The organism is Achromobacter marplatensis (assembly GCF_002209535.1).
Taxonomy (GTDB): Bacteria; Pseudomonadota; Gammaproteobacteria; order Burkholderiales; family Burkholderiaceae_B; genus Achromobacter; species Achromobacter marplatensis.
In genome coordinates, this window is sequence record NZ_NJIG01000007.1 from 161,784 (window position 1) to 182,645 (window position 20,862).

A 20,862-nucleotide genomic window follows, 5' to 3' on the forward strand; every position below is an offset into this window, starting at 1 on the left:
CAGGGTATCTCTAACTAAACGGAACCGGTTCTAACGGTGGGAACGTGGGTGCGCGATCAACGCGCAGCCGCGACGTCCTTCGGTAGAACCGTCGGGTCCTGCCCCTTGCCTGCATTGCTCCAGGCATGGCGCGTATAGCTGATGACCGCTGCGATCTCGACATCATTGAGCTGCCCGCCGAATGCCGCCATCGCGGTGCCGGGCTTGCCCTTGAGCACGGTGTTGATCTGGTCCGCCTTGGGGCCCAGAACAACCTTGTCTCCGTCAAGCGGTGGGAAGCTACCCGGGATGCCCTTGCCGTTGGCCTGGTGACAGGCAACGCAATTGGCGGCGAAAACCTTCTCGCCACGGGCAACCAGTTCGGCTTCCGTCCACTCTTTATTAGGATCGTCGGCGTTTGCCGCCATCTTCTTTTTCTGGTCTTCAACCCACTTATCGTAGTCGGCTTGCGCCAGGACTTCCACGACGATGGGCATGAAGGCGTGGTCTTTGCCACAGAGCTCCGCGCACTGGCCCCGATAGATGCCAGGCTTTTCCGCGCGGAACCAGGTGTCGCGCAGGAAGCCGGGGATGGCATCCTGCTTGACGCCGAAGTCGGGGATCATCCAGGAGTGGATGACGTCGGCCGCGGTCAGCACGACCCGGACCTTCTTATCCACGGGGACCACCATGTGGTTGTCCACTTCCATCAGATAGAACTCGCCCTTGGGCTCGCGGTTCTCGATCTGCGCGCGGGGCGTGGACAGCGTGGACAGGAACTTGACGCCGGCGGCGGAGCCGTCGAGGTATTCGTAGCCCCACTTCCATTGATAGCCCGTGACCTTGATGGTCAGGTCGGCGCTTGAGGTGTCTTTCATGGCCACGACCGTCTTGGTGGCCGGTAGCGCCATGGCGATGACGATGATGAAGGGGATGACCGTCCAGGCGACTTCCACGCCCAGATGCTCATGGAAGGTCGCGGCCTTGTGCCCCCGGGATTTCCGGTGTGCCCAGATGGAGTAGAACATCACCCCGAACACACCGATGAAAATCACGATACAGATCGTGAGCAGCAACCAATGCAGCCACATGATGTCGCGCGAAATCGCCGTGACACCTTCATGCAGGTTCAGCTGATTGACCTTCGGGCCGCCGGGCATGTCTTGCACCTGAGCGCTGGCCACGCTGCCAATCAGCATCGCACAAGCCCCCAGTATCCCTCTCCACTTCTTCATGCTTACCTCGAAACACGGCGCGAGGGCCCTTGTCGCCTAGTGGCACGAGTGTCACTTCAACAGGACTACGCGCAATTATTAGATGGCAGGGCTAGGCAGGGAGATAGAGCGGCCCCCGCATTCCCACTCGAAATCACAAAGAAACTGGCGGATTATAGCGGACACGCAAACAGATGTAAGACGGGCCTCTTGATTTCATGGGGCTCGCCCCCATCTGCACGCGCCCCTTGACCTCACGCCATAAACAGGGTGGCATAAAATCACCGCCAACCTCATCACGGCGCCCGACGATGCCCAAGCAGTTGCCCGATTTGTATGCCGACCTGTGCGCCCGCGCGCAGGAACCCGCCCCGGAGGGCGCGCACGCTTTATATATTGCGGGCCGCCGCTGCGGCTGGGCCACGCACGCGGCGTGCGACGCGCTGCGCGACGCACCCGGTGTGGCCTGCGACGACACGACGCTGCGCATCGGCCAGGACCTGACCCCGGGCGCCGCGCTGAACGCCGTGCTGGAAAATGCCGCGGAACTGTTGCGCCAGGCCAACTGCCTGCGCGGCTGGCGCGACGAACTCCTGGACGTGATGGACGGCGAACAACCGCTGGGCGTGATCGAACGCGCGGCGGTGCGGCCCCTGGGCCTCTTGACCAAGGCGGTGCACCTGAACGCCTGGACGCCCGACGGGCGGCTGTGGGTCGCGCGGCGCGCGCTCAGCAAGTCCACCGATCCCGGTATGTGGGACACTCTGGTGGGCGGCCTGGCAGGCTGCGGCGAAGACCTGGAATTGGCGCTGCTGCGCGAATGCGGCGAAGAAGCGGGCCTGGACGCGCCCGACCTGGCCCAGCGCACGCCCTTGCGCACCATCCTGCGCATCCACCGCCGGCTGCCCGAGGGCTATCAGGTGGAAGACGTGCTGACCAGCACCTGCGTGCTGGCGGCCGACGCCCGCCCCGCCAACCGGGACGGCGAAGTCATGCAGATCGCCACGGTAGACGTGGCGACCGCCATCAAGCAGGTCGCCGACGGCGAATTCACGCTGGAAGCGGCGCTGGTGATCATCGAAGACATCATGCAGCGCCAGGCCGCCGGCCAGATCTGAATCAGCGGGGGGCAACCCCCGGCTCGCCCAGCATGCCGGACGACGGCTCCGGTGAGTCGGATGGGTCGGCTTTGGCGGCAGGCTGCGGATGAGGACCTGCCACCTTGACGTCAGACTCGTCCGATACCTTCGGTGCTGGCGCCTCGGCGCCCGCGGCTTCGGCCGCTTCGGCAGCCTGGGCCGGGCTTGGGGCCGAGACCGGCGCGGGAGTCGGCGCGGCTGCCGCGGCGGACGCCTGCGAGAACTGCTTCCAGACCTCGATCGCGCGCAGGCGCTGCTTGGCCACGACCTGGATGCGCTCGCGCAAGTGCTCGTCGCGCGCCAGCAGGGCGTGGAAATCGCGCGAAGACAGCATCAGCAGCTTGCTGTAGCCCAGCGACGTCACGTCCGGCGTGATCTGCTGTTCGCCCAGCAAGCCCAATTCACCGAAGAACTCGCCACTGCCCAGTTCGATCATCGTGTGGTCGGGCAGATGCACGGCCACGGCGCCAGACGCCACAAAGCACATCTCTTCGCCATGGCGGCCCTGGGTCAGGACGCGCTGGTCGGGCAACGACAGCCGCGGCTTGAGCAGCTTGCTGATCGCGCGCAGCGAATCGGGCGACAGGCCTTCGAACAGCGGCACGCGCTTGATCAGTTCGGACGCGCTCATTTCGATATCCAGCGGCGGGTGCGTGTCGATATGCGCCCAGCGGCTCTTCAACTGCGCCATCAGGTCCGCATAGACCTCACCGCTGATCAGGAACTGCTCAAGCATGTCGCGGTAGCGGATGCGCTCGAGTTCGCGCGCGACGCGGCCCAGGTAGCTTTCCTGCAGCCACTGCGCGTACGAGGGGTACTGCAGGTTCAACGCCTGCATGGCGCTTTCAATCAAGTCCAGGCGGCGCTGGTGCAGCGACACGATGCGCTGGGTGGCCGCTTCGCCCAACAGGGGCGTGACCTGCTCGCGCGCGAACACGATCAGCCGCTGCGCGACGGAGCGCTTGCTCATCAGGTTGGCGAACCGCTGGCCCAGTTCGCGCGCCAACCAGCCCTGAAAGCCAAACAGGTAATGCATGCGCAGCGCCAGGCGAAAGCCCGTGGAATAGCGCACGTCCGCCACGATGGCGCGTTCAAAGCCCGGCACGCCGCCCAGGCGGATGGCGTCCTCCAGCCGTTCGGCCCGCGCCAGCAGGGCCTCGGCCATGCGCCAGTCCACGATCTGCGCCTTCAGAATGTCGAAGAACATTTCCTCTTCGCGCTGGGCCACGATGGCCAGGCCCACGGCCACGCGCTGTTCGTCGCTCATCTGGCCGACCTGGCCGTCATGCACGCTGGTCAGGCTGGCGTCGAACACGGCGCGGATGCGGTCACGGACCTCGGTGCCGATATGCTCGGTCTTGGCCACTTCGTCGGTCTTGCCTTGCAGGTCTTCCAGCGCCACGGCCAAGGCCTGATTGCGGATGGTGCGTTCCACCGAAGACAGCTGATTCAGGCCCAGCATGCGGATCAGCGGCCGCAGGCTGATGCCGTTGATGAACAGGGTAAGCAACACGTAGCTGGTCGTGGCCACAGCGATGAACTGGCGCGCCTCTTCAGGCACCCCGGTTTGCTCCGTGACCGCCAGCGCCAGCGCCAGGGACACGGCCCCGCGCAGTCCGCCCCAGAGCATCACCACCTTGTACGGGTTGCTGACCTTGGTGCCCAGCCGGGTCAGCCCCAGCAGCGGCAGCAGGCCGAACACCACGATGGCGCGCGCGATCAGCGTCGCGACGAACACCACGGCCACCAGCACCAGTTCCTGCCAATCGGCGGCGGCCATCAGCTTGGGAATCAGCATGGCCGCGAACAGGAAAATCAGCGAATTGGCCCAGAACCCGAACTGTTCCCAGGCGCTGGACAGGTATTCGAAGGTGGTGGGCGACATGCGCGTGCGGCCCGTCGACCCCACCACCAGGCCCGCGATCACGGTGGCGACTACGCCCGACACGTTCAGGTAGTGCTCGGAGATGAAGAAGGACAGGTAGGCCAGCGTCAGGGTGAGCGTGATCTCGGCCGTGGGAAAGCCGCGCAGCCATGCGAACAGGAAGCAGGCCAGCCGCCCCATCGCAAAGCCGGCCAGGCCGCCTCCGATGAAGTGCACGATGAAGTCGTTGAAGATGCCGCTGACGGTCAGTTCGCCGTGGCCGCTCAGCACGGCCAGCAGCACGGAGTACAAGGCGATGGACGCCGCGTCGTTGAAGAGGCTTTCGCCTTCGACCAGCGTCGTCAGCCGCTTGGGCGCGCCGACTTCGCGGAAGATGCCGACCACCGCGACCGGGTCGGTCGTGGCGACGATGGCGCCCAGCAGCAGGCAGACCACCAAGCCGTAGGGCGAGATCGCGTCCAGCGTCACCCCGACCACCACTGTACATACCACCACGGCCACGATGGCCATCATCAGGATGGGGCCGATGTCGTCCATCAGGCGGCGCACGTTCATCGACAGCGCCGTCTCGAACAGCAGCACCGGCAGGAACACCATCAGGAAGGTTTCAGACGAGATCTCGAAGCGTTCCAGCGAATCGAGGAAGTCGCCGATCCAGCTGGGCGCCCAGCCGTGCACGTGAATGATGATGCCCAGCAGACAGCCGACGATAGCCAGCAGCACCGAGTACGGCAGCTTGAGGCGGCCGGCCAGCGGTGGCATGAAGCAGACCAGTGTGAGCAAACCGGCCAAGCCGAAAACAAGAAAACCTACATCCATGGATAGCGCCGCGTCCCGATCATGAAGCGTGTGTGAAGTTCCCCAAGAATAGCGGCTTTTTTCCCAGGCTCCTGCCGGCAAACGAAGGAGAATCATGAAGAACGCACGTTTCGTTACCCCAAGCCGGGCAAGAAATATGCGCCACGCCCTGTTTTTTGGGTAATGTGCAAACGGTATCCACTTCGCAGGAGCGGCACTTGCCCCGCGTCCATTCCCTGGCCCGGCGCCAACACGCGCCCGCCATGCTCGTCCAGCTGACCGACTGCCATTTGTTCGGCGAACCCGACACCGCGATGCTGGGCGTCAATACCGATGCGAGCCTGCGCGCCGTGCTGCGCCAGATCCAGGCCGACGGCAAGCACCCCGACCTCTTGATGGCCACGGGCGACCTGTCGCAAGACGGGGAAGCGGCTTCCTACCGGCGCTTTGCCGCCATCCTGGGCGAGTCCGAGGCATTGGCCCGCGCGCAGATCCGCTGCCTGCCGGGCAATCACGATCAGCCGGCCGTGCTGCGCCAGGAATTGCCGCAATGGTCGGCGCCGGTAACCGACGTCGGCGCCTGGCGCGTCGTGGCGCTGGACACCACGGTGCCCGGCTCCAATGCCGGCCACTTGCCCGACAGCCAGCTGGACCTGCTTGAGGCCGCCCTGGCGGACGCGCCCGGCCGCCACACCCTGGTCGCGATGCATCACAACCCGATGCAGATAGACAGCCACTGGCATGACTCGATGATGATCGACAATCCGCAGGCGCTGTTCAAGCGCCTGGCCCGCTTTCCGCAGGCGCGCGTGCTGCTGTGGGGACATGTGCATCATGAGTTCGACCGCCGCCGCCACAACCTGCGCATGCTGGCCACGCCGTCAACCTGCTTTCAGTTCAGCATCCGCGACGGCAAGCATGTGGTCGACAACATGGCGCCCGGCTACCGCTGGATCAAACTCTATGAAGACGGGTCGATGGCCACCGGCGTGCGTCGCGTGCAGGACGCGCTATGGCATACGGCGCTGGCGCCGGACGACGCGCAAGCCGCATAACGAGCGGGCATAAAAAACGGGGCACCAAGATATGCATGGTGCCCCGCAAGCATCCGTCTCATAGGGGAGGGGAAAGAGGAGAAGCCGAGACGGATGACAAGACTGCTAACCGAAGTTCGCGGTCTACATGAAGTTAGTCGGCGCGATCCCCATTAAGTTTCTGCAATCACGCAAAATTAAGGGCCAAATTTGTATCAATTTATTGATCGATTGTGGCGCTTGTGCCGCCGCAGCATGCCCGGGCGGTCGCGTGCAAAGAAAAGGGCCGCTTGCGCGGCCCTTCTTGCTGATTGATGCAGCGGGTGGAACCCGGCGGATCAGGCGGCCAGGTTGCCGCGCATCTTCTTCAAGGCAGCGGCTTCGATCTGGCGGATGCGTTCGGCCGACACGCCGAATTCCTGCGCCAGTTCGTGCAGCGTAGCGCCGCCGTCGTCTTGCAGCCAGCGGGCCTCGACGATACGGCGCGAACGGGCGTCCAGCGCTTCCAGCGCGGTATTCAGCCCCGTGCTCTGCAACTCGTCGCGCGCAGCGCGTTCCAGCACCCGCGTGGGTTCCTGGCGGCCGTCGTCGGACAGGTAGGCGATGGGCGCATAGCTATCGTCGTCGTCGTCCTGGTTTTCCAGCGACATGTCGCGGCCGGACAGGCGCACTTCCATTTCGCTCACGTCTTCGCGGCGCACGTTCAGTTCGCGCGCGATGTGATCGACCTGTTCCGGGTCCAGCGTCTGGCCATCGGGGCGCATGCTGCGCAGGTTGAAGAACAGCTTGCGTTGGGCCTTGGTGGTAGCCACCTTGACCAGGCGCCAGTTGCGGATGATGTATTCGTGGATTTCGGCCTTGATCCAGTGCACGGCGAACGACACCAGGCGCACGCCGCGCTCGGGGTCGAAACGCTTCACGGCCTTCATCAGGCCGACGTTGCCTTCCTGGATCAGGTCGGCGTGCGGCAAGCCATATCCGAGGTACTGGCGAGCAACCGACACCACCAGGCGCAGGTGAGACAGAATCAGCTCGCGCGCCGCGCCCAGGTCTTCCTGGTCGCGCAGGCGACGGCCCAGCTCGGTTTCACGCTCGGCGGACAGGACCGGCAGGCGGTTGACCGAAGAGATATACGCGTCGATCGTGCCAAGTGCGCCCGGATTGGCAATGGCCAACGCCAGGGCGTTGCCGGAAGCGGCCAACGAGGTACTGGGTTGTTTCATAGCGGGGGTCTCCGGAAAGCGAAGGGGTAACGACATGGATTCGATGTTAGCACTCTAGTAAAGGGAGTGCTAATTCGACTATTGCGGTGCGTCAAAGTTTCACCGGGACATTTTGTCCCTGTTTATTTTTTGCTCGTCCATTCGCACGACATCTCAGCCGTGAGTGGACTGCGGGTGCCTGTGCGACGGCCCTACCAACCCAGGCGCTTCAGGCCTTCTGCGGTCGCTTCGCCGTCCGGGCGGACGAACAAGGCGCCGCGGGGGTCCATGAACACCTGGTATTTCGCGCCATCGAACAGCGGCATGTAGGCCCCGCTTCCAAATTGGACATCGACAAAGGGGAACCAGTTCGGAAAACTTTTCTTCAAGGACCCCAGGTCGGGGGCCGGCCAGTCATCCAGCGCATGGACCGAGCGGGTCGCCGACGCCTCGCGCGCCGTATCGCTATAGCGTCCTGACAAGCGCTCCAGACGGTACAGCGGCGGCACGCCGGCCATCAGCGCGGGCAGTTTCCAGCGCACGACCCGGGCGTCGATCTGCCACTGGTCGCCGTACAGCACGTATTGCTTGGGGCTGATGCCCGGCGCCGTGGCCGTGACCTGGAACTGGCCTTCGGCCTGCTGGCGCACCTCGATGCGGGCCACGGATTCGTCCGTGGTCAGGCGGAAGAACTGGACCAGCGACAGCGCCAGCAACCCCGACACGCATCCCAGCAACACCAGCATCAGGCCGAACAGGCGCCGCACCGGCCGGAACTGGAACATCTTGCGGCCGCGTTCGTCGCGGGGGCCGCCCCGGCCCAGCAGCATGGCCAGGCCCGGCAGCAGGACGACGACGGCGCCCAGAAGGATCCAGACGAAGGGAGCGATACCGTTGATCAAATCAGGCGTTCCTATTCAAGGAAACCGCGGGTCCCAGCCCGGCGCGCGCAGGGCGCCACGAGCCTGCCGCGGCAGGCTCCCCAGTATAGAAGCGCGTTTTCAGGCTGCCGGTTTTCCAAGCCGTTCGACGTGAAACCGGATGTGATCCTCGATATAGGTCGAGATGAAGTAGTAGCCATGGTCGTAACCGGCCTGGCGGCGCAGTGTCAGCGGCTGATCGGCGGCGGCGCAGGCCGCCTCGAATACGTCGGGATACAACTGCTCGGCCAGGAATTGGTCTGATTCGCCTTGGTCGATCAGGATGCCGTCGGGGAAGGGGCGGGTCAGACCGCGCATCAGGGCCGACGCGTCGTACGCGGCCCAGTCCTGGACGTTCTCGCCCAGATAGGCGCCGAACGCTTTCTTGCCCCACGGGCACAGGCTGGGCGCGGCAATGGGTGCAAACGCCGACACCGAACGGAACTTGCCGGGGTTGCGCAGCGCCAGCACCAGCGCGCCGTGGCCGCCCATGGAGTGGCCGAAAATGCCTGTGCGCGACGCGTCGCCGGGCAGGGCGCCGCCGGTGACGATGCCATGCAGTTCGTCAGTGACGTAGCTGTACATGCGGTAGTGGTCGCGCCAGGCGGGCGTGGTGGCGTCCACGTAGAAACCGGCGCCCGTGCCCAGATCCCAGCTTTCGTCTTCGCCGGGCACATTCGCGCCGCGCGGGCTGGTGTCGGGCGCAACCAGCATGACGCCCAGTTCGGCCGCCAAGCGCTGGGCGCCCGCCTTGATCATGAAGGTCTCTTCCGTGCAGGTCAGCCCCGCCAGATAGAACAGCACCGGCACCGGGCCATGCTCGGCTTGCGGCGGCACGTAGACCGAAAAACGCATGGGCAGGCCGATGGCGGCGGAGTCATGGCGGTAGTAGCGCTGCGTGCCGCCAAAGCACCGATGTTGGGAAATGAGTTCCAAGGCCACAGGCATGGATTTTCTCCGGTCAGGGGGTGAAAAAAACGTCTGCGGGTTAGGGTATATCCACGGTACGACGTTCCGTCGCCAAATGTTAACCTGCCCCTCATACGGGCCCGGCGGTAAAAAAAGAAACGATTCCGTGCCCATATTGTGATCACGGGACTTGACCAGCGCCCACCGTGGCACTATTTATATACCGTGAGCGAAGACAACCCGTTCTTCCAGATACGCAAGCCCTGACACTATGGCCCGTCTGCCCCGTCTGTACGCCCCCGGGCTGCCCCAACTGGTGCAGGCCAACTTCATTTCGCCGCTGGCCGCGCCATCGCAGCCCGCGCCCGCCGATATCCTGAACCAACTGGCCACGTGGCTGGGCGAATCCGCCCAACGCCATCGGGTCTCGGTTCACGGCTGGCTGCTTGCCAACGACCGCATCCTGCTGCTGGCCACACCGGCCGACGAAGAAGGCCTGCCCAGGCTGATGCAGACGCTGGGCCGCAATCTGGCGGCGCGCTTGCGCGGCGGCCGGGTGTTCGCGGGCCGATACCGATCCGCGCTGCTGGAACCTGGTGCCTGGGTCTTGCCCGCGCTGGTCTGGCTGGAAACCTACCCGGTGCGCAGCGGCGCCTCGCAAGATCCCGATTCGTGGCCCTGGTCCTCGGCGGCCAGCCACACCGGCAATACGACGGCGGCGCCCGCGCAGTGGCAATCTGATCACGCCGATTACTGGGCGTGCGGCAATACGCCGTTCGATCGCCAAGCCAATTACCGCAAACGCCTGCAGGACGGCTTGTCGCGCGAGGAAACGCAGCGCATCGATCAAGCCGTTTCGGGCCAATGGGCGCTGGGCGGCGCAAGCTTCATCGCAAGCCTCGCCCATACGGCCAGCCGGCGCGTCGCACCCGGCCAGCGTGGCCGGCCGCGCAAGAAGCCGGCTGCCCCGGCGGACGCCGAGTCCGGCTCCGCCGCCCCGCCGACATCCACGCCGACCACAACCTCCTGACAACCGACCCGCCTTTATGGCGGGTTTTCTTTTTGGCGGAGTTCTTTCCGGCAGCCTCTTTCGGCGCCGCCGGGGCGAGCCTGTGCATTTTTCGCCACATCACGCGGTTGATATTTCGCAGCTGAACACCCTATTTAAATGGGGACGTATAAAGCGAAAATTGGGGATTACACCAGGTCCGACGGCAAGGGGCCAGACACCCCGCCGTGGCAAGCCAATAATGGCGCGGCCGTTGTTATGTCCCTATATTTATGCCCTATGATGGAGCATAGATATAAATAGGGTCATACCCTATTTGTTCTTATTGCACCCTACTTGCAGCGGGGGTATTGTCCGTCTCCTGCACTGCAACATTACGACGCAGGCCCACTGCGGAGCGCGCCATGCCCCAAATTACCCCGATCGAATCCTGTCCCACCGCCAAGGCGACCCCCATCGATGCCAGCCGCATCGGTCTGCCTTCGGCCCAGGGCCTGTACCACCCCAAGAATGAGCATGACGCCTGCGGCGTCGGTTTTGTTGCGCACATCAAGGGCAAGAAAAGCCACGCGATCATCCAGCAAGGCCTGAAGATCCTGGAAAACCTGGACCACCGCGGCGCGGTCGGCGCAGACAAGCTGATGGGCGACGGCGCGGGCATCCTGATCCAGATCCCGGACACGCTCTACCGTGACGAACTGAGCCAGCAAGGCATCATCCTGCCGCCTCCGGGCGAGTACGGCGTGGCCATGGTGTTCCTGCCCAAGGAAACCGCCTCGCGCCTGGCGTGCGAACAGGAACTGGAACGTTCCGTGCGTGCCGAAGGCCAGGTCGTCCTGGGCTGGCGCAATGTTCCGGTGGACGTCGACATGCCCATGTCGCCCACCGTGCGCGACTGCGAACCCGTCATCCGCCAACTGTTCATCGGCCGTGGCGCCGACGTGATGGTGCCCGACGCGCTGGAACGCAAGCTGTACGTGATCCGCAAGACCGCCAGCCACGCCATCCAGGCCATGCATCTGGCCCACGGCAAGGAATACTTCGTGCCGTCGGCCTCGGTGCGCACCGTGGTCTACAAGGGCCTGCTGCTGGCCGACCAGGTGGGCCGCTACTACCGCGACCTGGCCGACACCCGCACGGTGTCCGCCCTGGCGCTGGTACACCAGCGCTTCTCGACCAACACGTTCCCCGCCTGGCCGCTGGCCCACCCGTACCGCATGATCGCCCACAACGGCGAAATCAACACGGTCAAGGGCAACTTCAACTGGCTGCGCGCCCGTGAAGGCATGATGCAGTCGGCCGTGCTGGGCGACGACCTGAAGAAGCTGTACCCCATCGTCTACGAAGGCCAGTCCGACACCGCCACGTTCGACAACTGCCTGGAACTGCTGGTGAATTCGGGTTATTCACTGGCCCACGCCATGATGATGATGATCCCGGAAGCCTGGGAACAGCACACGCAGATGGACGAGTCGCGCCGCGCATTCTACGAGTACCACGCCGCCATGATGGAGCCGTGGGACGGCCCCGCCGCCGTCGCGTTCACCGATGGCCGCCAGATCGGCGCCACGCTGGACCGCAACGGCCTGCGTCCCGCCCGCTACCTGGTCACCGATGACGACATGGTCATCCTGGCCTCGGAAGCCGGCACGCTGTCGATCCCCGAGAACCGCATCGTCAAGAAGTGGCGCCTGCAGCCGGGCAAGATGTTCCTGATCGACCTGGAACAGGGCCGTATCATCGACGACGCCGAGATCAAGTTGCAGCTGGCCAACAGCCGCCCGTACCGCCAGTGGATCGAACGCCTGCAGATCAAGCTGGAATCGCTGCCGGCGCCGCGCCAGGTCGCCGTTGCCACGCAGTCGTCCGTGTCGCTGCTGGATCGCCAGCAGGCCTTCGGCTGGACCCAGGAAGACTACAAGTTCATCCTGGAACCCATGGCCTCGACCGGCGAGGAAGTCATCGGCTCGATGGGCAACGACGCCCCGCTGGCCGTGCTGTCGGACCGCGCCAAGCCGTTCTACAACTACTTCCGCCAGTTGTTCGCCCAGGTCACGAACCCGCCGATCGACCCCATCCGCGAACAGCTGGTGATGTCGCTGGTGTCGTTCATCGGCCCCAAGCCCAACCTGCTGGACATCAACAACGTCAACCCGCCGCTGCGCCTGGAAGTGTCCCAGCCGGTGCTGGACTTCGCCGCCATGGCGCAGATCCGCGACATCGAGCAGGTCACGGGCAAGAAGTTCCGCAGCTTTGAACTGGACATCACGTACCCCGCCGCCTGGGGCCCCGAGGGCATCGAAGCCCGCGTGGCCGCGCTGTGCGCGCGCGCCGTCGATGCGGTGCAAAGCGGCTACAACATTCTGATCGTGTCGGACCGCCTGGTCGACAGCGAGCGCGTGGCCATCCCCGCGCTGCTGGCAACCTCCGCCGTCCACCAGCACTTGATCCGCGCCGGCCTGCGCACCAACACCGGCCTGGTCGTGGAGACCGGTTCGGCACGCGAAGTGCACCACTTCGCGCTGCTGGGCGGCTACGGCGCCGAAGCCATTCACCCCTACCTGGCGCTGGAATCGCTGGGCAAGATGAATGACCCCGAAAAGGCCGTGAAGAACTTCATCAAGGCCATCGGCAAGGGCTTGAACAAGGTCATGTCCAAGATGGGCATCTCGACCTACATGTCCTACACCGGCGCGCAGATCTTCGAAGCCGTGGGCCTGCAAAGCGGCCTGGTGAACAAGTACTTCACCGGCACCTCGTCCAACATCGAAGGCATCGGCATCTTCCAGGTGGCCGAAGAAGCGCTGCGCCAGCACCGCGCGGCGTTCAGCACCGACCCGGTGCTGGCCAACGACCTGGACGCCGGCGGCGAATACGCCTACCGCGTGCGGGGCGAAGAACACATGTGGACGCCGGATTCCATCGCCAAGCTGCAGCACGCCTCGCGCGCCAACAACTACCGCACGTATAAGGAATACGCGCAGATCATCAACGACCAGAGCCGTCGCCACATGACCTTGCGCGGCCTGTTCGAGTTCCGCTTCGACCCGTCGCGCGCCATCCCGCTGGACGACGTCGAATCGGCCAAGGACATCGTCAAGCGCTTTGCCACCGGCGCCATGTCGCTGGGTTCGATCTCGACCGAAGCGCACTCGGTGCTGGCCGTGGCCATGAACCGCATCGGCGGCAAATCCAACACCGGCGAAGGCGGCGAAGACGAGCTGCGCTACCGCGCCGAAATGCGCGAAGGCAAGAGCACCATCAAGGACGGCGACACGCTGGCCTCGCTGCTGGGTTCCGACCGCATCGAAGCCGACGTCGTGCTGAAGAAGGGCGACTCGCTGCGCTCGAAGATCAAGCAGGTGGCGTCGGGCCGTTTCGGCGTGACCGCCGAGTACCTGTCGTCGGCCGACCAGATCCAGATCAAGATGGCGCAAGGCGCCAAGCCCGGCGAAGGCGGCCAGTTGCCCGGCCACAAGGTGTCGGAATACATCGCCAAGCTGCGCTATTCGGTGCCGGGCGTGGGCCTGATTTCGCCCCCGCCGCACCATGACATCTACTCGATCGAAGACTTGGCCCAGCTGATCCACGATCTGAAGAACGTGAATTCCAAGGCCTCGGTGTCGGTCAAGCTCGTGTCCGAAGTGGGCGTGGGCACGGTCGCCGCCGGTGTCGCCAAGGCCAAGGCCGACCACGTCGTGATCGCCGGCCATGACGGCGGCACGGGCGCGTCTCCGGTGTCGTCCATCAAGCACGTGGGCACGCCGTGGGAACTGGGCCTGGCCGAAACGCAGCAGACGCTGGTGCTGAACCGCCTGCGCAGCCGCATCCGCGTGCAGGCCGACGGCCAGATGAAGACCGGCCGCGACGTCGTCATCGGCGCGCTGCTGGGCGCCGACGAATTCGGCTTCGCGACCGCCCCGCTGGTCGTCGAAGGCTGCATCATGATGCGCAAGTGCCACCTGAACACCTGCCCGGTGGGCGTGGCCACGCAAGACCCGGTCCTGCGCAAGAAATTCCAGGGCAAGCCCGAGCACGTCGTGAACTTCTTCTTCTTCATCGCCGAAGAAGTCCGCGAAATCATGGCCCAGCTGGGCATCCGCAAGTTCGACGACCTGATCGGCCGCGCCGATCTGCTGGACATGCGTTCGGGCGTCGAGCACTGGAAGGCGCAAGGGCTGGACTTCGCCCGCGTGTTCCATCAAACGCAGTCGGATGCCGACGTGCGCCAGACCGAAGAGCAGGACCACGGCCTGGCCGGCGCGCTGGACCACCAGTTGATCGACCGCAGCCGCCCCGCGTTGGAACGCGGCGAAAAGGTGTCGTTCATCGTGCCGGTGCGCAACCGCAACCGCACGATCGGCGCCATGCTGTCGGGCGCCGTGGCTTCGCGCTACGGCCATGACGGCTTGCCGGACGACACCATCCACATCCAGTGCAACGGCACCGCCGGCCAAAGCTTCGGCGCGTTCCTGGCGCACGGCATCACGATGGACCTGGTGGGCGAAGGCAACGACTACGTCGGCAAGGGCCTGTCCGGCGGCCGCATCATCGTGCGCTCGCCCAACGACTTCCGCGGCTTCGGCCCCGACCACATCATTGCCGGCAACACCGTGCTGTATGGCGCGCTGGCAGGCGAAGCGTTCTTCAATGGCGTGGCCGGCGAACGTTTCGCGGTGCGTAACTCGGGCGCCGCGACGGTCGTGGAAGGCACGGGCGACCACGGCTGCGAGTACATGACGGGCGGCACGGTCGTGGTGCTGGGCGCGACGGGCCGCAACTTCGCGGCCGGCATGTCGGGCGGCGTGGCGTATGTGTGGGATCCGGAACGCACGCTCAAGCACCGCGTCAACCTGTCGATGGTGGAACTGGAAGGCGTGGCACCGCATGCGGAACAGCAGGCGGGCAACAACATCGACATCTGGCACAGCGCGCAGCGCGGTGGCGAACGCGAGACGGATGAAACCATCCTGCGCCGCCTGGTGGAAGACCACTTCCGCTACACCGGCAGCTACCGCGCCCGCGAGATCCTGGGCGACTGGGAAGCCTCGCGCGGCAAATTCGTAAAGGTCATGCCGACGGACTACCGTCGCGCATTGGGTGAAATGTGGCGTGCAGCCAACCAGCAACAACTGGCTGCGTGAGGGATACCATGGGAAAGATTACCGGCTTTATGGAATTTCAGCGTCTGCAGGAGGCCTCCGAGGCCCCGCAGAAGCGGCTGAAGAACTGGCGCGAATTCGTGCTGCACCTGACCGATGACCAGGCCAAGCAGCAAGCCGCGCGCTGCATGGACTGCGGCATCCCGTTCTGCAACAACGGCTGCCCGGTCAACAACATCATCCCGGACTGGAATGACCTGGTGTACAAGCAGGACTGGCGCCGCGCGCTGGACGTGCTGCACTCCACCAACAACTTCCCCGAGTTCACCGGCCGCATCTGCCCGGCGCCGTGTGAGGCCGCCTGTACCTTGAACATCAACAGCGACGCTGTCGGCATCAAGTCCATCGAACACGCGATCATCGACAAGGGTTGGGCCGAAGGCTGGGTCGCCCCGCTGGTGCCGGCCAAGAAGACGGGCAAGAAGGTCGCGGTCGTGGGCTCCGGCCCCGCCGGCATGGCGTGCGCGCAGCAACTGGCGCGCGCCGGCCACTCCGTGACGCTGTTCGAAAAGAGCGACCGCATCGGCGGCCTGCTGCGCTACGGCATCCCGGACTTCAAGCTGGAAAAGCACCAGATCGACCGCCGCATTTCGCAGATGGAAGCCGAGGGCGTGGAATTCGCGCCGTCGACCTACATCGGCAACCCGAAGGACCCCGTGGCCGATGGCCTGACGGTGCGCACGCCGGATTCGCTGAAGGCGGAATTCGACGCGATCGTCATGACGGGCGGTTCCGAGACCCCGCGCGACCTGCCGGTGCCGGGCCGCGAACTGTCGGGCGTGTACTACGCGATGGACTTCCTGCGCCAGCAGAACAAGGCCGTTGCCGGCGACCGCCTGACCGACCAGACGCTTGCGAAGGGCAAGCACGTGGTCGTGATCGGCGGCGGCGATACGGGTTCCGACTGCGTGGGCACGAGCAACCGGCACGGCGCGGCTTCGGTCACGCAATTCGAACTGATGCCTCAGCCGCCCGAATCCGAAAACAAGACCATGACGTGGCCGTACTGGCCGCTGAAGATGCGTACGTCGTCCTCGCACGAAGAAGGCTGCGACCGCGACTGGTCCGTGACCACCAAGCTGCTCAAGGGCAGCAACGGCAAGGTCGAAAAGCTGGTCGGCGCCCGCGTCGAATGGTTCAAGGACGACGCCACCGGCCAGATGAAGATGCGCGAAGTCGAAGGCTCGGAGTTCGAGATCAAGGCTGACCTCGTGCTGCTGGCCATGGGCTTCGTATCGCCGGTGCAGACGGTGCTGGACGCTTTCGGCGTGGACCGCGACGCGCGCGGCAACGTGCGCGCCAACACCGACGACTACCGCACCAACGTTGAAAAGGTGTTTGCCGCGGGCGACATGCGCCGGGGCCAGTCGCTGGTGGTTTGGGCCATCCGCGAAGGCCGCCAGTGCGCGCGTTCGGTGGATGCCTACCTGATGGGCGCGAGCGAACTGCCGCGCTGATCCTTTTCTTCTGAAAAGCCCCGTTCGCCGCCTTCGCGCCCCCCGCGCCAAGGCGGCGAATGCATTCAGGCTGGCGACATTCGCGTTTCCGTAAGATGCGCCATCGCCCCCTCCCTTGCCCGCCATGTCCTCCGACGCCGCCACCGCTCCGCCCACCTTGCCGCAGATCTTCCTGGCATTCACCAAAGTCGGCCTGACGAGTTTCGGCGGGGGCTTGAGCGGCTGGATGATGCGGGAATTCGTGCAGCAGCGGCGCTGGATGTCGGAATCCGATTTCCTGTCCGGGCTGGCCCTGGCGCAGTCCTTTCCCGGCGTGAACGTGGTGAACCTGGCCATCTGGATCGGCTTCCGGCTGCGCGGCGGGCCCGGCGCCTTGCTGGGCGGCCTGGGCATCACCGTGGCGCCCATGCTGGTGGCGATTGCGCTGGCGGCGCTGTTCGCCAGCATGGCGCAGTCGCACGGCCTGCACGTGGCGATGGCCGGGGTGGCCGCCGCTGCGGTGGGCGTATCGCTGCAGACGGGCTTGCGCGCCGCGCGGCGGGCCTTGATCGGACGGGTGCCCGCCGCCATCATGCTCTGCACCTTCATCGCCATCTTTCTGTTGCGCCTGCCGCTGCTGTGGGTGGTGGGCGTGATGGCGCCGTTGTCGATCTTCATTGCGTACACGCGCATCCGCCGGCAGGAGCCGCGCAAATGAACCTGGCGACGCTGCACGACCTGTTCGCGGTGTTCACGCCGCTGTCGTTCCTGACCGTGGGCGGTGGCCAGAGCATCCTGCCGGACATCCATCGCCAGGCGGTGGACAGCTATGGCTGGATCAACGATGCGCAGTTCCTGGACTACTTCGCGCTGTCGCGCATCACGCCCGGACCGGCATCGCTGCTGGTGACCCTGATAGGCTGGCACGTGGGAGGCTGGGCCGGCGCGATCGTGGCATCGATCGCCATCTTCCTGCCGTGCTCGCTGCTGATCTACGCGCTGGCGCGGGTCTGGGCGCGCTACCGGCATACCGCCTGCATCCGTTCCATCGAAGCCGGGCTGGTGCCGGTGGCCGCCGGCATGATCCTGGCCTCGTCATGCACGATCCTGCGCGCAGCCGAGGGCGGCGCGTGGGCCTGGGCCGTGGCGGCCGCCTCCACCGCGGCGCTGGTCTATACGCGCATCAGCCCTTTCATCATGCTGGGCCTGGGCGCCGGCGTTTTTTTGTTGGCGCTTGCATAGGATCTGTCTGCTTCCTGTTGCCGGTCCGCCACGGCGACTCCCGCATCTTTTCACGGTTTGACACATATCAACCGGGCCCTGCGCCAGGTTTGAGAACCTGTGGTCTCACCCTCATGGAAAGATCGGAGAAGAAAAATGTTTTCGCTGAACGGGCGTTTCCGCGCCACCGCCATCGCCGGCCTGATCGCCGCCGGCGCACTCGCCGCTCCCGCGCATGCCCATGAGGCAGGCGACGTGCTGTTCCGGGTGGGCGTGACGCAGGTCCGTCCTTCATCCAACAACGGGTCGGTGCTTGATGGCAGCGTCAAGCTCGACGTCAACAACAACGTGCGCCCGAGCTTCACGCTGGGCTACATGGTCACGCGCAACATCGGCATCGAACTGCTGGGCGCCTGGCCGTTCGAACACGACGTCAGCGGCAGCGGCCTGGGCAAGATCGGCTCCAGCAAGCAACTGCCGCCCACGCTCAGCCTGCAATGGCACATCCTGCCCGACAGCATGATCCAGCCGTACATCGGCGTCGGCATCAACTACACGCACTTCTTCGACACCAAGGCCGAAGGCGCGCTGAAGGGCTCGAACCTGAAGCTGGGCGACTCCTGGGGCGTGGCCGCGCAATTGGGCGCGGACTTCAAGATCAACGAACGCTGGTTCATGAACGCCGACATCCGCTACATCGACATCAAGTCGAAGGTGAAGCTGGACGGCCAGCACATCGGCACCGCACGCATCGATCCGTGGGTGGCCACGCTGGGCGTCGGCTACCGCTTCTAAGCGATCAACTGCTGGCGCAACGCCTGCAGCGCAGGCGTATCGTCATCCGCACGCCAGACCAGCTGGGTCTGCGCGTGCGCATACGAGCCGGACAGCGCGCTGACGCAGACCGAATGTTCCGCACCCAGCACCGCCAGCACCGAACGCGGCACGATGGCGACGCCTGACCCTGCCGCCACGCACGCCACGATGGCGTGGTACGACGCAAACTCCATCACCCTGCCTGGCGCCAGGCCTTCGTGGTTCAACCACGATTCCAGGATGCGCCGATACGAACACCCTGCCGCAAACGCGATGACCGTACGGTCGCCAAGATCCTGGGCGCTGGTGATTGCTCCCCAGGCCAGCGGCGAAATCAGCGTCAGCTCTTCTTTGAAGGCATCGATGGCCGCCAGGCCGTCCGCCGAAAACGGCTGGGCCACGAACGCCGCGTCGATGTCGTAGTTGCGCACCTTGGCCGCCAACGCGCCGGACGTGCCCGTGACCAATTCGATTCCCACCTGCGGCCACGCCGCGTGATAGGCCGCCAGGATCGGCGGCAGGCGCGCGGCTGCCGTGCTTTCCATCGTGCCGATGCGCAACACGCCTTGCGGCGCGCCATCGCGCACCGCAGCCTGCGCCTCGTCCGACAGGCGCAGCAGACGGTCGGCGTACGACAGCAGCACGCGCCCCTGGTCCGACAACACCAGACGGCGGTTCTGGCGCCGAAAGAGTGGGGCATTCAGCGAGGCTTCCAGCTGCTTTAACCGCGTCGAGACATTGGACTGCACTCGGTTCAGGTGCTGGGCCGCGCGCGCCACGCCGCCCTGGTCGGCCACCGCCTTGAAGATCTGCAACGCGTCGAGATCCAAGTTTCTCATTTCAAGAACCTATGTTCTTAATAATTCACTATTAAAGATATTAGTACAGCCGTAGAGTGGATGCATGTCAACGCCTGCTTACCCTTCCGTTCCCGACTCCCGCAGCGCCGCCAGCCTGGCCTGGCCCGCCGCTCTGGCGCTGGCCGCCGCCATGGGGATCGGCCGTTTCGCCTTCACCCCGGTCTGGCCGCTGATGGCGCAGGAAGGCGGCTTGTCTTTGGCGCAGGGCAGCTGGATCGCCTCGGCCAACTATGCGGGCTATCTGCTGGGCGCCCTGGCGGCCGTCGTCTGGCCGGTGCGCCACCCGCGCGGCCAATTGGCGCTGAGCCTGCTGGCGGTAGCGCTGCTGACGCTGGCCATGCCGCTGATCCATGACGTCGCGTTCTGGTGCGCGCTGCGGCTTGCCGCGGGGTATGCCAGCGCCAGCGCCTTCATCTGCGTGGCCAGCTCGCGACCCGTGCCGGCGGGCGACCCGCGCGAGCCCGCGGCGTCGGGGCTGACCTATGCCGGCGTGGGCGCGGGCATCGCGCTGACGGGGCTGGCCTGTCTGGCGCTGATGGCCTGGGGCGTCCGGGCCGACGGCATGTGGCTGGCCCTGGGCGGGTTGACGCTGGCCCTGTCCGCCATCGCCTGGCCGGGGCTGAACCGGCCCGCCGCCTCCGCCCGGCCATCGGCCGCCGCCGCGCGACCCGCCCCGATGTCCCCCGCGATTCCCCGGCTGGCGTTGCACTACGGCGTATTCGGCGTGGGCTACATCATTCCCGCCACCTTCCTGCCCGCGATGGCCAAGGAAGTCATCTCCGACCCCGCCATCTTCGGCTGGGCCTGGCCGCTGTTCGGGTTGGCCGCGGCGGTTTCCTGCCTGCTGGTTCCCAGGCTTGCGCGCGGTCGTGACGACAAGCGCGTCTGGCAGGGCGCCCAGGCGCTGATGGCGCTGGGCATGCTGGCCGTGGCGCTGTGGCACCACATCGCCGCCGTGATCGTGGCCGCGTTGCTGGTGGGCGGCACCTTCATGGTGATTACGCAGGCAGGCATGCTGACCGCCCGGCGCGCCGCCGGCGCCGCCGCCCCCCGGGCCGCCGCCATCATGACCGCCGCGTTTGCCGCCGGACAGATCCTGGGGCCGCTGCTGGCCTCGTGGGCCGCGCACTGGGGCGCGGGCCTGCCGCAAGTGCTGGGCGCCGGCGCGGGCCTCCTCGCGCTCTCGGCCTGGCGCTTGGGAAAAATCACGACAGAAGACAAAGGCGCTGGGCATAATGCGATCGGCCCGCAGGGCTGCACACATTAGAGAAAAGAACG

The 20,862-nt window shown here is 65.5% G+C and carries 15 protein-coding genes; 9 read left to right on the forward strand and 6 right to left on the reverse strand.

All coding sequences use genetic code 11. From position 1 onward, the window contains the following. Positions 1-56: 56 nt before the first annotated feature. Positions 57-1,214, reverse strand: a complete 1,158-nt coding sequence (coxB, locus tag CEY09_RS18125; protein ID WP_088589734.1) for a cytochrome c oxidase subunit II — start codon at positions 1,212-1,214, stop codon at positions 57-59. A gap of 290 nt (positions 1,215-1,504) precedes the next feature. Between coxB and CEY09_RS18130 the strand changes: the two genes are divergently transcribed. Then, on the forward strand, positions 1,505-2,311 hold the full coding sequence (locus tag CEY09_RS18130) for an NUDIX hydrolase (protein ID WP_088589735.1): 807 nt from the start codon (positions 1,505-1,507) through the stop codon (positions 2,309-2,311). A 1-nt stretch (position 2,312) separates the two neighbouring features. On the opposite strand, the gene CEY09_RS18135 is transcribed toward CEY09_RS18130, so the two are convergent. Further along, the gene (locus CEY09_RS18135; protein ID WP_088589736.1) at positions 2,313-5,036 is read right to left on the reverse strand and encodes a cation:proton antiporter; all 2,724 of its coding nucleotides are present in this window, start codon (positions 5,034-5,036) and stop codon (positions 2,313-2,315) included. Positions 5,037-5,233: 197 nt separating this feature from the next. Here CEY09_RS18135 and cpdA point away from each other — a divergent pair, with 197 nt between their 5' ends. After that, positions 5,234-6,070 carry a 3',5'-cyclic-AMP phosphodiesterase gene (gene cpdA, locus CEY09_RS18140; protein ID WP_088589737.1) on the forward strand — a complete coding sequence of 279 codons (837 nt, stop codon included), beginning with the start codon at positions 5,234-5,236 and terminating at the stop codon, positions 6,068-6,070. A gap of 317 nt (positions 6,071-6,387) precedes the next feature. Here cpdA and rpoH read toward each other — a convergent pair whose 3' ends face one another. The 3 genes from rpoH to fghA all read right to left on the reverse strand — a co-directional run bounded on the left by rpoH (position 6,388) and on the right by fghA (position 9,119). Then, positions 6,388-7,308, reverse strand: a complete 921-nt coding sequence (rpoH, locus tag CEY09_RS18145; protein ID WP_377785555.1) for an RNA polymerase sigma factor RpoH — start codon at positions 7,306-7,308, stop codon at positions 6,388-6,390. 155 nt (positions 7,309-7,463) lie between these two features. Continuing rightward, a complete protein-coding gene (locus CEY09_RS18150) occupies positions 7,464-8,153 on the reverse strand; it encodes a hypothetical protein (RefSeq protein ID WP_006224560.1) in 690 nt (229 codons plus the stop codon). Positions 8,154-8,252: 99 nt separating this feature from the next. Then, positions 8,253-9,119 (reverse strand): S-formylglutathione hydrolase, encoded by an 867-nt coding sequence (fghA, locus tag CEY09_RS18155; protein WP_088589738.1) that lies wholly within the window; start codon positions 9,117-9,119, stop codon positions 8,253-8,255. Positions 9,120-9,351: 232 nt separating this feature from the next. Between fghA and CEY09_RS18160 the strand changes: the two genes are divergently transcribed. The 6 genes from CEY09_RS18160 to CEY09_RS18185 all read left to right on the forward strand — a co-directional run bounded on the left by CEY09_RS18160 (position 9,352) and on the right by CEY09_RS18185 (position 18,703). After that, positions 9,352-10,110, forward strand: coding sequence for a hypothetical protein (locus tag CEY09_RS18160; RefSeq protein WP_006224558.1), 759 nt, complete (start codon positions 9,352-9,354; stop codon positions 10,108-10,110). 383 nt (positions 10,111-10,493) lie between these two features. Continuing rightward, complete coding sequence (locus CEY09_RS18165) at positions 10,494-15,233, forward strand: glutamate synthase-related protein (protein ID WP_088589739.1); 4,740 nt, start codon at positions 10,494-10,496, stop codon at positions 15,231-15,233. An 8-nt stretch (positions 15,234-15,241) separates the two neighbouring features. Beyond that, on the forward strand, positions 15,242-16,708 hold the full coding sequence (locus CEY09_RS18170; RefSeq protein ID WP_006224556.1) for a glutamate synthase subunit beta: 1,467 nt from the start codon (positions 15,242-15,244) through the stop codon (positions 16,706-16,708). 124 nt (positions 16,709-16,832) lie between these two features. Then, positions 16,833-17,405 (forward strand): chromate transporter, encoded by a 573-nt coding sequence (locus CEY09_RS18175; protein ID WP_088589740.1) that lies wholly within the window; start codon positions 16,833-16,835, stop codon positions 17,403-17,405. After that, complete coding sequence (locus tag CEY09_RS18180) at positions 17,402-17,929, forward strand: chromate transporter (protein WP_088589741.1); 528 nt, start codon at positions 17,402-17,404, stop codon at positions 17,927-17,929. Before CEY09_RS18175 ends, CEY09_RS18180 begins: the two co-directional genes overlap by 4 nt. 135 nt (positions 17,930-18,064) lie before the next feature. After that, a complete protein-coding gene (locus tag CEY09_RS18185) occupies positions 18,065-18,703 on the forward strand; it encodes an OmpW/AlkL family protein (RefSeq protein WP_006224553.1) in 639 nt (212 codons plus the stop codon). On the opposite strand, the gene CEY09_RS18190 is transcribed toward CEY09_RS18185, so the two are convergent. Beyond that, positions 18,700-19,563 carry a LysR family transcriptional regulator gene (locus tag CEY09_RS18190; protein WP_088589742.1) on the reverse strand — a complete coding sequence of 288 codons (864 nt, stop codon included), beginning with the start codon at positions 19,561-19,563 and terminating at the stop codon, positions 18,700-18,702. The two genes, CEY09_RS18185 and CEY09_RS18190, sit on opposite strands and share 4 nt — an antisense overlap. A gap of 64 nt (positions 19,564-19,627) precedes the next feature. Between CEY09_RS18190 and CEY09_RS18195 the strand changes: the two genes are divergently transcribed. After that, positions 19,628-20,851, forward strand: a complete 1,224-nt coding sequence (locus CEY09_RS18195) for a YbfB/YjiJ family MFS transporter (RefSeq protein ID WP_088589743.1) — start codon at positions 19,628-19,630, stop codon at positions 20,849-20,851. Positions 20,852-20,862: the final 11 nt, after the last annotated feature.